Below are 15,575 nucleotides of genomic sequence, written 5' to 3' on the forward strand. Positions count from 1 at the left end.
AGTAAAAGTGAGCTATGTATATTGATTCTTACTGTTGTAGACGGTAAAAGCAAACTTGGATCAATTCAGGGCTGCGGGCGTCCGCTGCCGAACCATCTAACACGATATATTTATTGAAGGGCCTGAAGCTGGCCTTGCCACACAGCAACTTAAAACGGTCACAGAGTCCGCCCGCAGTTCACTGGTCTGCAAGTTTGGATATCCTGTCAAAAGCTTTTTGCAGCTGCACGACCAGTTTTCTTCTATTCAGCTCCAGATCCATTAGCTCGGTTTCAATTTTTGCACTGCCAACATATTCCTTAATCTCACTCGCGCACCGCTCAAAGCTATCACAGGCCAGTTGCAGATCCGTCTTGATCTCAGCAAGGGTATCATACACCCTGTCAAGCGAAGCGTTGTGAACCCTTTCCACAACGGATTTTTCCAGGGCTTTTTCTCTGAGAAATCCGGATAGTTTCCTGTGCGTGCTCTGGGTGAACTGTTCGCTTATGATTGCATAATCTTGATCATTAAAGTAAACACTTACTTGATTTTTTCTTTTCATTTTTAATCAAAGTAGTTAACATCCACGTACAAAATGAGGTAATCAGGAAAGTCAGCAATTAAAAATGCCTTAATTCTATGGTAAGTAAGAGTTGCTAAGAAACTTTCCTGCGTTTTCTGCTCTTTTTCTTCTTAACTAAACCATTATTTGAATAACCATGAACCTTGTTAAACAGATTAAATAAAAAATCAGCTTCTCTCTTTGCATTCCCGTCCCTAGGCCTGTCTGAACTCCCACTGAGTGCTATTGAAACACTCTCAAAATCACCTCCAGCTGAATGCTGCTCCTGCTTTTGAAAAGCTTTCAAATCTAGGTCAGCTGCAGTCTGCAGACTGCAGCAAGAAGCGATATAGCCAGCCGAGTAATGCGGGCCCAGAACCTTTGCATCAAAAACATATTTGGTCTGAAAATCGACATACGTAAGCGAATATACGCGCCGGATCTGATTCCTTTGAAAAACAGCCCGAATACCTTTTTCCTCAAGCTGGCAAATAAACTGTCCAACTGTATTCGTCTGTGTGCTCAATAAAAAATCTATTTCATTTTTGATTCTTGCCTGTCCTTTATTCCTGTTGATCAAGTTAGCTTCAAACCGCTGGCACAAATACTGCCACCTTGCGTTTTCAGCCAGATCGTTCGATGATATGGGAGCACTGCGCCACCTGCCCTCTTTGTCAAGAATATAGTACCACAGTCCCAACACTTTATCCTGATGCTCCGGACGATGTTTTACATATACCTTTACATTGTAAGAAATCAAAACCGCGTTCAGCTCCTGTACTGAGGTATAACTGTAGCTGTCCAAAGTCTGATTCAAAACGTTTTGTATCGCCTGATTCGTGGGTATTTTTCCGTAATTCGCGGCAGTAGAAGATATAGACGTCAACACCAGTTTTCTTCCTTCCGCCCTGATCAACCTGAAATCCTTTTCTATCTTCTGTCTTGCTGGATTTAATACGCTATTTGCCTTGTAATACAAGCTGATCTGCGTGCCATCGGACCTGATATTTGAAGTGATCAAATGAAGATGCGGATGGCCCGCATCCTCATGCCGGTATAAAAGATACGGCTGATACCTGAATCCAATCAGTTTTAAATAAGTAGCTGCGATTGCTTTTAGTTTCCGGTCCGTTAGCTGATCGTTTGGCGAGAAATTAAGTGACATATGAACACAATGCCTCTTTGCTAGGATATTCATGTCCGCTCTCATCTGAAAACGGTCGATTTTTTCTTTCATGGACAGATCCTTGACCTCCTTCAAAAATCCTCCGGCATCAAGCAAAGCAGCCTGACCGCTGCTTACCTTTCTTTCGTTATATACCAAGGCTCTCTTAAAGCTATTGACGTAATCAATTGTGACTACCATATTCTTCACAGTTTAGTATTTTCCCGAATAATCACTCTGCAGACCCGTAGTTTTCCTTTATTATCTGTAACCAGGCTACATCACAAGTTTGGTCCGTGACTACGCCGGCTGTGAACCTGCCGAAAACTGCCAGATTTCAGTGACAACTGTGCGGTAGGTATTCTGCTATCAGACGCGGATCTGCGCTTGACTTTCAGATCAATCCTAGCAACCAGATGTCCCCTGATCACTGCACTTTGCCAAAGGCAAAGCGCCTGCAACGAGTTCAAATATAGACTGCGGTTCCCTGCAAACCATAACCCTTACAAATTCTAAATGGGTCTGTCAGCTAGATAGGTCAGATCTGATTGCCCCGGTCAGTAACAGCACAGCTCACCACCAATAAATAGTCGAACCTTGACAAGGATTATTTTCTACATGGATGGTTGGCTTTTTGTTTTTGTTGGTGCAGGTTATCGCTCGTAGGCAGAAAAAAGCAGATAATTCATTTGGATACAGACTTTGGCTGTATTTTAATTTGATTCAGGGCTAAATCAGAGATCGAAGGCGCTACCGCCACAATGGTGCCATTGATTGGTCCCTAATGTGCCTTCTAAGAAATTTCTGAGCACACCCCAGTCATCTATGGGACATTAAGGATTCTTTTGCTGCACCATCTTTATATTCCGTACTTCTATTTTACTGGTATTCGCAACTTTTACAGCTATACACCCTTGGATTTGGCAGAACAATGGTTGTTTGTCCTACCTTCGCTTTGCTTCAGTAACTTCTTACACCGATCGCATATTAGAACGAGTTTCCCAGATTTTCTGCATAGCCGCACTTAGTTTCAACAACCGGAGTCGAACCAGAAGGTAGATTTGAAATTGTATCCCCAAAAGCAGCCCCCTTCTCGATTGGTCTTATGCTAGAATTGTGGCCTGAAAGTTTTCTGTGAAAATCAAAAGTGGTCGGATCTTGCGAAAAATACTATTACGGCCGCCATGTAATGTAAATTCAGGGTGGTGGCATCTTTGTGTTTGCCGTGATTTTAGAGAATTTATTTTCGGGAAATAGCCCTCACCATCCACCTAGATTTATCGACTGTTTACCAGTGATTTATAGGTAGATGATTGCTCGATACTTCTTTCTAGCTTGTAAAAAATAGTACCTAATAGATCCTTCGAATGATCAGACGTTTACCACTGTTCTTCTTCCTGTTACAATTAAGCTTAAAGGTTCTCTCTCAAAATCCGGCTGTTGTGACCTATACTGAAATTCCGCAAGAGGGCATTAGTCTAGTTCAGGGATGGCGTTTCAACCCCAATGACAGTATACAATTCGCCAATCCTAACTTTGACGATTCCGCATGGAAGCAGATTGCGACAGAAAAGATGTTGCATGAACTTCCTGAATTGAAACCAGTGCGTATCGGTTGGCTGCGACTGCATTTGAAAATTGGCTCCGCACTCAAAGATAAAGGCCTGGCACTTGATGTCTGGCAAAATTGTGCATCAGAAATTTATCTGGATGGCAAGCTGATCAGGCGTTACGGAGTAATTAGTTCGGTTCCCGAACGGGTGGTTCCGATTGGTATGGGGCAGCTTGCGCAGCCTGTAGTTCTGGTTCCTGGCAAAGAGCATGTTTTGGCGGTAAGGTTTGCAATCTGGGAGAATGGCTTTCATTTAAGAAATAACGGGTATTTTTTCTGGCTGACGCTTACGGACTTTTTATCATATCAGCAACTTATGAAAGAGGTTAACTTGTCTAACGAAACATTCACGGTCCTGCTGGCGGTCTTTTTCCTGATTTCAATGCTGCACCTGTCTTTCTATCGTTATGATCCGACACAGCGCGCAAACCTTTACTTTGCTGTGTATGCAATTTTATCGACAGTTGCTTTTCTGATTGTAAACCTGCAGGGCCATATCGAAGACGCCCGGATGTATCCTCTGGTCTATACGCCGGCTTTCATGATTGCTCTGATGAGCGGAATCTGGACGGCCAGGGCACTGTGTTTCCTTTTTGAATACAGTTCGCGTGAGCTGATGATACTAATGTGGGCGCTTTATATTTTGAGCTCCGCAATGATGATCTTTTATCCACTCCGAATACCTTTTTTTATTGCCTATGGCGTTTTCCAGCTAATTAATATCTGGATCGCTGTTCGGGCGCTCCGCACCAGAAAACGAGGGGCGGCTATTATCGCCACCGGCTTTTTTGCGTCTATATTCTTTGTGGTGATTTCCGAAAGCCATAGTTTGCTTGGGATCGAAATGAGTTTGCTAATTAGCCAGGCCACGGTTGGATTGACCTATCTTGCACCTGCCCTGGGTATATCTCTTTATCTGGCTCGCGAATTTGCCCTGGATAGCAACCTACTTCGGCAGAAGCTGTTGCAGGTTGAAAAATTGTCTGCTGAAAATTTGTTGCATGCGCACGAAAAGCAGCAGTTGCTTGCCGAACAGAATGACAAGCTAGAAGCCCAGGTAATACAGCGGACCCAGCAGCTACAGGCCTCGCTCGACGATCTGAGGTCTGCACAGCAGCAGCTGATCCACTCCGAAAAAATGGCCTCGCTGGGCGAACTAACCGCTGGGATTGCCCACGAGATCAAAAACCCACTGAATTTTGTGAACAATTTTTCAGAATTGGGAGTAGAACTCATTGATGAATTGAGCCAGGAGCTCAATGACGGATCGATCGAAGAAGCCAGGTTAATTGCCTCAGATCTAAAACATAATCTGGATAAGATTAACCTGCATGGAAAGCGGGCAGATAATATAGTCAAAAGCATGTTGGAACATTCCAGAGCCGGTTCTGGGGAGAAGTCGGTAGTCGACATTAATAAGCTGGTTGAAGAATACCTCCGACTGGCTTATCACGGCCATCATGCAAAGAACAAAGAGTTTCAGTGCAAGCTTGTTACAAGGCTGACTGCAGAGCTGCCACCTTTGGAGGTTTTTGCCCAGGACATCGGCCGGGTCATGCTAAACCTGATTGGTAATGCCTTCGATGCCGTTGAGCAAAGGGCCAGGCAATCCGATGATGGCTATACTCCTACCGTAGAGCTTTCGACAGAGATTCAGGATGATTTTATAAAGATCAGCATCAAAGACAATGGGAGTGGGATCGCTGACGCAATTAAAGCAAAAGTGATGCAGCCATTTTTTACGACTAAACCGACAGGACAGGGCACTGGATTAGGACTTTCGCTTAGTTATGACATCATCGTTAAAGGCCATGGCGGGTTGCTTAACCTGGATAGTGTTCAATTTGAGGGGACAATTGTTGATGTTTACCTCAGAGTGCCTAATCTTGATTAATCAGACCATTTCCCCCTAACTGTTACTCCAAGCTACTCTTACGGTGGAGTCATCCGTAAAAAGTGGACATCAGCGGCTGAAAAGTGCGATTGTCTTCTTCCCTCTAAATGTGAACTGCGGTGCTATGGAAAACTAGGAAAAAAATGTAACTCTGCAGAACTATATTCGCTCGGGCGACCGTAAGACATTCCTCGCAAAGCAAGACCACTGTTCACAGCCGAGCAGAAAATGCTGATCGTAGTGAAAGCCTTTCGAGAAGGACCTTCTCTGTGACATCCGCTAGAACCGCGGTATCTTCTCGGAGCCATCTTTCAAATAGACGCATCCGTTATCAAAGTGATCATGGCTAGAGTCAGCTATAACCAATACATTGGCCGTTTGGCCATTCATCCTTGGCTAATGTGCCAAGTTGGCCTGTGAATACAGTATTCTGGTTACAATTCCCATTTGATTCAAGTATTGTTGCCAGATTCAGATTCCAACGCCTAGGCCACCCAATAAGCCCTACCCCGCTACAAGTCAGCTCAATGCAACAATATTAAGCCTGAATTTGAAATAGGACACATATGATTACCCAGCAATCGTTGGGGATTATTCTACACGCAAGGCAACGGGCTACATTACACAGTTGTGAACGCTCTACGGGCGGAAACTTTCAGTGAAACCCTTATTTGCCACTCCTTTTTAATTGCAACACATCAAGCATACATGATCAGCCCACGCCTACACACAGCCACTGCATGTTCCACTCCCAAATCAACGCTATCACATTAACTGTGAACCAGATAGAACAAATAAAGAAAATTTACATGTGCTCAACTCCACTCCTTCCAGGCTGATCTCACCATCCATTTAAGTGCACAGACCTACAGCCAAATGGGCAGTGTTCTGATGACTGAAACAAGCCTTTGGGTCACTAGTGACCTATCTATTCGGGTAAGATCAAAATCTGTGGAATCAAGGCGTGATATTTTAATTGTTGCATTTGTATTTGGGTTGCTCGCTGTCAATAGCTCCCGCCTTATCATCAACTTACATATGCATAAACTTTATCAAAATCAAAAAACCATAGGGCTGGCCGCTTCTTTGCTCTCACTGGTGCTTATCATCGGCCTTCTTTATACGCTACAAAGCGTAGTAGTGCCGCTGATGTTTTCAATACTGCTGGCCATTTCTCTTTATCCTGTCACACGCTTTATCGAAAAGTTCAAATTCAGCAGAGTTACAGCCTAGCTCTTATCAGTGCTGATAGCTATAATTCTGATCGGCGCTCTGATTTGGCTAATTATTCACCAGGTAGTTATCATAGGCTCAGGCGGCAGTGAGTGGCAGTCGAGCTTTATTCATATTATACAAACGATTCAAAACTGGGTAACTGTCCGCTTCGGAATTGAGCAGGGACAAATCACAGAGCAGATCACCACATTTACCAACAGGGCTGTTTCCAATGCTGGCGTCATTGTCAGCGCAGCACTTGGTTCTGTGGGAAGTATATTGGCCGGCGTTGTAATTGTGCCGCTTTTCACCTTCTTTCTTTTGTACTATCGCGATTTTTTCAGGGAGTTTTTCTTTCATGCATTTACCTCTACACCCAAAGAAATTGTCAGCGAAGTCCTTGACAGGATTTACTATGTCGTGCAGAGTTATCTTGTGGGGCTTGTGACTGTGATGGGAATTGTTGCGATACTAAACACGGTAGGGCTTCTGGTAATGGGCATTGAGTATGTATGGTTCTTTGGCATACTTGCATCGCTTCTGATGCTGCTTCCTTATATCGGTATTGCAATCGGATCAATTCTGCCTGCAGTTTTCGCGCTGGCAACCAAGGACAGCGCCTGGTACGCAGCAGGCGTGATCGGATGGTTTCAGATCGTCCAGTTTCTGGAAGGCAATTTTCTGACGCCCAATATTGTGGGCGGGAAAGTGAGCATCAATCCACTGATGGCATTGGTGGGGCTTCTGTTAGGAGGTATGCTTTTCGGACTTGCAGGACTTATACTTGCTATACCCATCATGGCGGTTTTAAAAGTTGTCTTCGATGCAGTTCCGTCGATGAAAGCATTTGGTTTTCTGATAGGCGAACCCGAGCAGTATCATCTAAAAAGGTACTCGTCAAAAATCATTATGAAGCGCTGGAAAATAAACCCTGTGACACCACAAAGTGAAAGCTAGAAACCTGAAGCTGATCTGTAAGCCTGTAATATAAAAGGTAAATGGTTCTGGTTATGGGTTGGAGAATACGAAGATATCAGGACACCTAACCGATGCTTGATTGACGGGTAGTACAAAAGCTCCGGGGCGGCAGTAGATGTTTACCAACATGGACTGAGCGTGTACATGCAAACACATATTGTATTAAATCTTAACGAACCAATCAATGAAGAAAGAATACTCTGCCCAAGCGCCTACTCCCTGGAATAGGCTCCTGGGCATGCTGTATGTAGAAAGAAAGACGATCAACTACATATTTCTTTATGCAATTCTGATAGGTCTTTTAGGCCTTACACTGCCTTTGGGAACAACAGCGGTCTTTAACTTCCTTTCAAACGGCGTATTATATAGCTCAACGTACATATTAATAGGTATCGTACTGATCGGAATCGCTGTTGGCGGGCTGCTTCTGATCGGTCAGCTTACACTTGTCGAGCTGGTGGAGCAGAAAATTTTCGCCAGGGCAACTGTTGAATTTGCTTACCGCTTTCCCCGTATAAAAAAGCAGGAACTATCCGGTGAGTATCCTCCCGAGCTGGTTAACCGCTTTTTTGATGTACTCACCATACAAAAGGGGTTGACTAAACTGCTTGTAGATGTGGTCGCATCAGCAGTGCAGACTACCTTCGCTGCCATTCTTCTTTCCTTCTATCATCCTGTCTACATTGCCTTCGGATTTCTTACTGTGCTGGTGATCTTTATGATGCTCACTCTTTTCCACAAGAGAGGTGTCAGCACAAGCATAGAGGAATCTGAATATAAGTACGAGGTGGTTGCTTACCTTGAAAAGGTAGCAGAAAACCTGGATGACTACCGAAGCAATAGACACATGCTCGATAAAGTGCTTTCAGACACAGACAGGATCACTGCAAAATACCTTCAGGCCAGAAACAGCCATTTTAAAATCCTGAGAAAATTTTATACAAGTTCTGTCGTACTGCGTACACTGCTGATGGGCGGACTATTGATGGTAGGCTCCTACTATGTTATAGATCGCCAGATGACGCTGGGGCAATTTGTGGCAGCAGAAGTAATCATTGTTCAGATCAGCTACGCAGTGGAAAAATTCATGACCAGTTTGAGCACCATTTTCGATATGGTGACAGGTAGTGAGAAAATAGCAGCAGTCACAGATCTGCAACTTGAAGAAAGTGAGGCAAATAATGGCTAATAAAACGGCAGATAAACCAAAATGGCAGCACATCGGTGTGCTATCCAAACAGCAGATCCTGGTTACCAGAGGTGTCAAAATGCTTGGCAAAGTAATGCTCGCATTGCTGGGGGTATTCATCATTATTCTTTTTTTGCCCTGGAGACAGACTATACCTGGAAGGGGAACAGTGACAGCGCTCAGACCCGAGGACCGGCCACAGACAGTACAGAATCAGATAGGCGGACGTATAGAGCACTGGGCGGTACGCGAGGGCGAGAAGGTAGAAAAAGGTGATACTATACTGATTATCTCCGAGACAAGCCAATCCTACTTTGACCCCGAACTTCCCCTGCGGCTCAGAGAGCAGCTTACTGCCAAAGAAGGCAATGAGGGCGCAGCATCTCAGAAAATGCAGGCCACTGCGGCCCAGATGCGGGCTTTGACCAAAGGGCTCAGTATCCAGCTGACGGCAGCAAAAAATAAAGTTAAACAGGCAGAAAACGTCGTCAGCATCGACAGCGCCGATCTGGTGGCAGTAACACGGTTTTTTGAGATCAGCAAGGCCAGGCTCGTGCGCTATGAAGCCGGATATGTGAACGGGCTTTTTTCACTAACCGATATCGAGTCGCGCCGGCTGAAACTACAGGAGGACAATGCCAAAGTGGTCAGCCAGCAAAATAAGCTCAACAATTCGGTTCAGTCGCTGCTCAACGCGCGTATAGAACTTGATAATATCAGGGCCGAATATGACCAGTCGCTTGCAAAAGCACAATCAGAGATGAGCTCGGCACTGTCCCGTAAAGTAACCGCTCAGGGAGAGATTGCCAAACTCAGAAATGAAATCTCTAACACAGATATAAGGCGCGGGCTGTACGTGGTGCGCGCTCCGCAGACGGGCTTTGTTGTCAAAACCCTGAAAGCGGGAATTGGAGAGAACATCAAAGAAGGTGAGTCAATTGCTACTCTTCAGCCAGAAGCACCTTTGATCGCTGCTGAAATCTATGTGGATGCGATGGATGTTCCGCTGATCCTGATGAACAGTGACGTCAGGCTTCAGTTTGAAGGATGGCCCTCTGTTCAGTTTTCCGGCTGGCCCTCAGTCGCTGTGGGTACTTTTGCCGGAAAGGTTTCAGTGATAGACCTGGTCAGCAGTAGCGGTGGCAAATACCGTCTACTTGTCACGCCTACAGATCCTGTGCCTTCAAAGGATCAACCCTGGCCCAAACAGCTCCGGCAGGGATCTGGTGTATATGGACGCGTGATTCTGCGGTCCGTTCCGGTATGGTATGGTATGAGATATGGCGGCAACTGAACGGATTCCCCCCGAGTCTGGAGGCCGAGCCGGCCGTGCAGGTGGGTGCTAAATAAACACTTCAAATTTTGACGTTATGCCCTCGAGCATACACTTTAATATCTTTCATTTCGCTGTAGTATGTCTTCTTTGTGCTATATCTGGCGTAACGGTCAGCTACGGGCAAGCTGATTCAAACCAGGTTAGCGGCAAAATATTCGCACTTCAGGATTTTGAGCGGATCGTTTTGAGCAACCACCCGATCGTCAAACAGGCGGGTCTTCTCAGTGAACAGGCCCGGGCACAGCTTCAGCAGGCCTGGGGCGCTTTTGATCCCAATATCAAAAGTCATTTCGGAAGAAAAACTTTTGGAGACACAGAATATTATAACAACTGGTCAAATGAGCTCAAAGTGCCGCTATGGATAGCAGGCGCAGATCTAAAAATTGGGTATGACCGCTTTGTGGGCGAGTACACCAACCCCGAAACCCGCACGGGCACGCCGGGACTGACAGGGATCGGACTAAGCATACCCATAGGACAAGGGCTTGTGATCGATGCTCGCAGAAATGTGCTTCGGCAGGCCAGGGTAATGGTAAATTATGCTGAAGCAGAAAAGATCAAACAGATCAACCAGGTCTGGCTTTCAGCGATGAAAGATTACTGGAGTTGGTATAATGCCCACCGGCAATATGAATTGATTCGCGAGGGTGCTGATCTTGCTTTCCAAAGATTTCTGGCAGTAAAAAACCAGGCACTGCTCGGTGATAAACCCACTATTGATTCAGTAGAAGTCGCTATCACTTTTCAGGAGCGCAGTATCCAGTTTCAGAAAGCGAAAGTGGCACTAAATAATTCGCGCCTACTGTTATCCAACCATATCTGGGATCAAAGCGAGCAGCCATTGGAACTTTCAGACAGTCTGTATCCTGAAAACACTCGCCCGGTTGATTCAGACTTCTACAAAAGCAAACTGCAGTCGCTGATGGGGACCGCGCAGGCCTCGCACCCTGAGCTACTGATGTTAAAAAACAAGGATCTGCAGCTTCAGCTGGAGAGAAACTACCGGCTGGAAATGCTCAAACCCAAGCTGAGTGTAACAGCCTTTCTGATCACCAGCCGTACCGACTTTTCCTCATTTGTACCCGATTATTACGATCTGGGGTGGAGTAATTACAAACTTGGTGTCGACTTTGCCTTCCCGCTTTTTCTAAGGGAGCAGCGTGGCAAGCTCAATGAAGTCAAAGCCAAACAACTCGCCATCCGGTATGATGCCGCCCAGACGGGCCGGGAGATTAACACCAATATTCTTAACGCCTTCAATGAACTGGTCGCCTACGTGTCGCAGATCCAGGTTCAGACCACAAGCATCGAGAATCAGCAGGTTTTGCTTACTGGCGAGCTGGCCAAATTCGATCTGGGAGAAAGCACTCTTTTTCTGATCAACAGCCGTGAAACCAAACTGATTGATATGAAAATAAAACTCGCTGAGATGATTACCGGCTACCAGAAAACCATCGCACAATTATACTACGCGGCGGGAAGCGTTACAGAAAGGTAACATCAGTCCCCGATATGGCTGCCTTATTCTATCTCCAACGATTTGACCGGGCTTATCCGTGCTGCCTTTATGCTTGGGAACTGATGGCTGACAAAGCGATCACCACAGTTGTCTGTGCAGCCAGCACAGCAATACACAGACAGGCCCGCCATATGTGTAATTTTGATAGAGTCCTACATATAAGCCAAACTACTATACTCTGCCCGATACAATACTCGCCACAGAGGCGCGCCCTGATTTTCATACTTATGCTTTGTCTACCGCTGCGAAATATGGGTGATGTGTGAAAACATGCCTAGAAACGGTATCAGAAGAATAAAAAGAAAATGTAAACCAGGTAATTCTGCACCCGCCTCGTTTTTATCAGAGTACTAGGTACTAATTGCAAGATTAAAAATCCTTGATTCTTTTATCATTTAATTCTTACACATGATCCGTTACTTAGGGTGCATGATTGAATTTGGAGCCTGCACATAGATGCGGCATAAAAATATTTTTAAGTTCATGCAACCCCCTATTGTGTTTCCTGTGTCAAACAGCCGGTACCAGAAAAATCAGCGCAGATCATATTAACTCAAACCATATTCAATAATGAGAAACTTACTTACCCTGCTGGTAGCAACAGCAACCTTATGGAGTTGTAACCGAGTTACAGACCCTACACCAAACGGCCCGCAGATCCCTTCAGAAGTGATGCAACTGGTGGAAAAAACATACGACAATCCGGAGAAAATTGTTTTTACCGAACTGTTGAAAGATAAGATATGGAATGTAGACCTTGAGTCGAAGGCAAAAAAGTACAATAGCGTGTTAACCCAGACAAATGTGCTCTCATCCTCCAGGCTCGCGGGGGCCGATGTACCCGACAACCTGAAAACCCTGATGAACCCAAGCTTTGTAGCGGGAGGTACGTTCTCCAACTTCCGGGAAGAAGAATATGCATATGAAAGGGCAAGTTTCGAATCCGCTTTCCTGGCTGAATATGAATGGAAGGGCGCCCCTTACTTATTGAAATGGCGCGTGACAACATCTGATTTTATCCCGACGATGTATACCCTTGAAATGGCACCGGTCAGCCAGAAGTTTCGCGTGACGGGCGCCAATGACTTGCCCGAAGCTTTGCAACAATATATTCAAGCTAAGGGGTACCGTTTTTCGCTGGCCATGGTTTTGACAGGCTCCGAAGCGAAGAAAATCTACCAGCTCTATCTTCACAAAAATGGTATTGATTTTCAACTCCTGTTCGACCAGGATAGTAGACTGCTGGCTGGTTCAGACCAGCCGGTTTACCTGGAAAATGTAAATGCACTGCCCTCTGAGATTAAAAATTTACTTTCGACTGAGCAGGATTATAAGGATTTTGATTTTGACATAGGAATTAACAGCATCACAAAAAATGAACAGGATGGCATAACGACTTATGAAGTAAGAGGTCAAAAAAAACTTGGCAACACCGATGGACTGGATGTTTGGTTAGTCTTCTTTGATAAAGATAAAAAGCCGCTATATCGTGAATTCTTCTCTCTTTACAGATAAGCTTTAAAATTAATCGAAAGGTTGGCCTATTGGCCAACCTATTGAATGTACCCCTTGATGAGATTATTTAAATGGCGAGTTTACAATACTTTAACCCAACTGGTTGAAGGTTGCCAGCGGCAAGAGCGGCGGGCCCAAAGTGCATTTTATGATCGGTACAGGGACAGCATGAGAGTGGTATGTGCTAGGTATACAAAAACAGACGCTGAAGCCGATGACATTATGCAGGAAGCTTTTATAAAGATTTTTGAAAATATCTGCCAGGTTAAAGAACCTGAACTAGTCGGAAAGTGGGTGAAATCAGTTGTGATTAGGACTGCTATTAATTATTATCATCGAACCACGAAAAAAGAGCTATTACATTCATCCATCGAAATTTTAGAAAGTGCGATCGACGTAAGCAATTCGTACAGGATCATTGAACAATTGGATACTGAGCTTTTGCTATCCGTAATCAGGAGCCTTCCGGATGGCTACCAGACGATAATCAATATGTATTTGATTGATCAATACACACATGCGGAAATTGCTCAGATACTTTCTATTTCTGAGGGAACATCCAAATCTCAGATGAACCGTGGACGCGCATTATTAATTAGGAAATTACAGGAATTAGGAATTGAATCTTATGAAGTCACCGGAAGAAGAAGCTGATAGCGAGCTTGGGAAAAGACTCAGGGAAAAGTTCGAAGGTTATAAAGTGCCTGGAGAAGACCGCGCGCGAGCGCCTATTTTTGCAGCTCTGGGCCAATCAAGCTTCGGACTTTACCGGACAGCTGTGATAAGCGGACTGTTGCTGATAGCCGTGTTCTTCCTTTTTGATTTGACAAAACTGCCAACTGGTTTCGATAAAAAAGGCTCCTCAGTTTTAAACAAAAACAAGACGAACAATCCCGCTAAAAAGCAGGCTAAACCAGACTTAGAAACACAGCCGAATCCGGGTCACAACGATGATCTACAGCTGAAATATGCACAGCCAGCTTTGAAAAACAATCTCACCTCATTCAAAAATAAACGAACTACTCAAAAACCAGGCATCAAAATAGCTGGCAAGACAGAAAACGCAGATATCACTCCACCATCATTAGAGCATTCGGCGGCAATAGTTGGTCTTACGAAAGCCCCTTTGGCTCAAACAGAAAAAACTGGCCCGGGCCACACATACATGAACACCGCTCATAAACGGCCTGTCAATACCAGCCGTAATTCTTCAGAGCTGGATTCTTTATCCCCGATTGGCTCTGTAAACATTTCTGTTTCATTTGGTCTGCTGACGATACCACCTACTTTAAACGCTACAAAAGAGCCGGTTAAAAAGCCGGCAATGAAATCTGGTCTTAAAGGCGTTTTCTCAGCCTCTATCATGCAAACCTTTCAGCTGGTCAGCCTGAGTCCTTCCGCGGAAGACCGGGTTCAGAACCTGCAGTTTGTTCCATTGTTATCTTCAAAGTCTTTGTCTTACAAACTGACAGCTGGTATTGAGAAGAGAAATACACAAGCGCTTTTAAGCTATACATATTTGAGAAACTGGAATGAATATGAAATAGGAACAAATCAGGTAATAGCCACCCGGGTCGGCCATCAGCAGTATGATATGACTATCATCGGTGAAAAGCATTTTGAGGACGAGCGCTCGCACTTACTTGGTATAGGCATACGCCAAAGGTTTCAGGTGCCTAAGCATGTACTTAAAAATTATAGCGTCGATTTGGGCATAGACTATACCCGGTTGATGCGCAAAGAGCAGGATTTGGTTTGGGGAAATATCGGGTTTTATAAAAATATCTATGGGGCTAGTGGGATCCGGCTTGATGTTGGCCCCTACCTTCAATACAGCTTTACGCAGCGACAGGTAGCACAGCAAACCTGGAAATCAAGACCTTATCAAGTTGGGATTTCATTAGGTGTAAAGCTGAAATAAAGAATCCGTGCTAAAGTCAAAAGCCTTGAAATCGGCATCTGAACAGAACACCAAAGACACGCTGACTTCCTAGCATAGAAAAACATCACCTAACCAAACTAACCTGTGATTGCAGTCGGTAGCATCAGTAAACCTATATATAAACCCGCTCAAAGTTTATTTCCGGTCACATCAGCGCTGATCAAGGTTCATACAGAAGGTAACATTTCGATGTGTTGCTGGCTTCTACCAGCGAATTTAAAGGAAAATAAAGATCAGGAAATAATTCCAGATCCTGTTCTGATACCTGCACCGGGCGCCTCTGAGATATATAGGTTAAATTTTATTGTAAATGCTGTTTATCAAGTTCTATAGTTCAAAGACAATCTGATCTACAATCTGCTGTTTTTCCGCAGCAGCCGCAGTTTAGCCCACTCAGGCAGTTTTCGTTAGGGCGTTAGCTTAGTGCCACGCAACTGTGATCGCCGGGCAGTTCAGTCTAAATAATAAATTGTGACCCCTTGTTCAAGCAAGAATGGCTTTATTTTTCCATAGCCATTCTTGTGATTGAACCTATCCTTGACATGAGAACGATATACTCTTGATACGCCAATGGCATCCGCTTTCAGGTTTAACATAGTACGTTTGAACCAGATTTTAAATCTTACATATTCTTTGAGTAAATTGATCTTAATAAAAGGCCTTCAG

At 44.7% G+C, this 15,575-nt stretch carries 11 protein-coding genes; 9 read left to right on the plus strand and 2 right to left on the minus strand.

The window, feature by feature from the left end; genetic code table 11:
- Window positions 1-178: 178 nt before the first annotated feature.
- Window positions 179-544 (minus strand): plasmid mobilization protein, encoded by a 366-nt coding sequence (locus tag DSL64_RS02815; RefSeq protein WP_115829105.1) that lies wholly within the window; start codon window positions 542-544, stop codon window positions 179-181.
- Window positions 545-638: 94 nt separating this feature from the next.
- Complete coding sequence (locus DSL64_RS02820; protein WP_115829106.1) at window positions 639-1,910, minus strand: relaxase/mobilization nuclease domain-containing protein; 1,272 nt, start codon at window positions 1,908-1,910, stop codon at window positions 639-641.
- Between the two features lie 1,166 nt (window positions 1,911-3,076).
- On the opposite strand from DSL64_RS02820, the gene DSL64_RS02825 reads away from it, so the two are divergent.
- The 9 genes from DSL64_RS02825 (at window position 3,077) to DSL64_RS02860 (ending at window position 14,888) form a co-directional block, all read left to right on the plus strand.
- A complete protein-coding gene (locus DSL64_RS02825) occupies window positions 3,077-5,215 on the plus strand; it encodes an ATP-binding protein (protein ID WP_115829107.1) in 2,139 nt (712 codons plus the stop codon).
- Between the two features lie 1,038 nt (window positions 5,216-6,253).
- The gene (locus tag DSL64_RS29245; protein ID WP_229216927.1) at window positions 6,254-6,448 is read left to right on the plus strand and encodes a hypothetical protein; all 195 of its coding nucleotides are present in this window, start codon (window positions 6,254-6,256) and stop codon (window positions 6,446-6,448) included.
- A 9-nt stretch (window positions 6,449-6,457) separates the two neighbouring features.
- The gene (locus DSL64_RS02830; RefSeq protein WP_229216928.1) at window positions 6,458-7,387 is read left to right on the plus strand and encodes an AI-2E family transporter; all 930 of its coding nucleotides are present in this window, start codon (window positions 6,458-6,460) and stop codon (window positions 7,385-7,387) included.
- Window positions 7,388-7,592: 205 nt separating this feature from the next.
- Window positions 7,593-8,597 (plus strand): ATP-binding cassette domain-containing protein, encoded by a 1,005-nt coding sequence (locus DSL64_RS02835; protein WP_115829108.1) that lies wholly within the window; start codon window positions 7,593-7,595, stop codon window positions 8,595-8,597.
- Window positions 8,590-9,891 (plus strand): HlyD family secretion protein, encoded by a 1,302-nt coding sequence (locus DSL64_RS02840; protein ID WP_310587819.1) that lies wholly within the window; start codon window positions 8,590-8,592, stop codon window positions 9,889-9,891. The genes DSL64_RS02835 and DSL64_RS02840 overlap by 8 nt, the downstream gene beginning before the upstream one ends.
- Window positions 9,892-9,967: 76 nt before the next feature.
- Complete coding sequence (locus DSL64_RS02845; protein WP_115829109.1) at window positions 9,968-11,431, plus strand: TolC family protein; 1,464 nt, start codon at window positions 9,968-9,970, stop codon at window positions 11,429-11,431.
- Window positions 11,432-12,022: 591 nt separating this feature from the next.
- Window positions 12,023-12,967 (plus strand): hypothetical protein, encoded by a 945-nt coding sequence (locus DSL64_RS02850; RefSeq protein WP_115829110.1) that lies wholly within the window; start codon window positions 12,023-12,025, stop codon window positions 12,965-12,967.
- A 57-nt stretch (window positions 12,968-13,024) separates the two neighbouring features.
- Entirely contained in the window at window positions 13,025-13,621 is a 597-nt protein-coding gene (locus DSL64_RS02855) for an RNA polymerase sigma factor (protein ID WP_115829111.1), read from the plus strand.
- Window positions 13,596-14,888 (plus strand): hypothetical protein, encoded by a 1,293-nt coding sequence (locus DSL64_RS02860; protein WP_115829112.1) that lies wholly within the window; start codon window positions 13,596-13,598, stop codon window positions 14,886-14,888. Before DSL64_RS02855 ends, DSL64_RS02860 begins: the two co-directional genes overlap by 26 nt.
- Window positions 14,889-15,575 lie beyond the last annotated feature (687 nt).

It is taken from the genome of Dyadobacter luteus, assembly GCF_003383615.1.
Taxonomy (GTDB): domain Bacteria; phylum Bacteroidota; class Bacteroidia; order Cytophagales; family Spirosomataceae; genus Dyadobacter; species Dyadobacter luteus.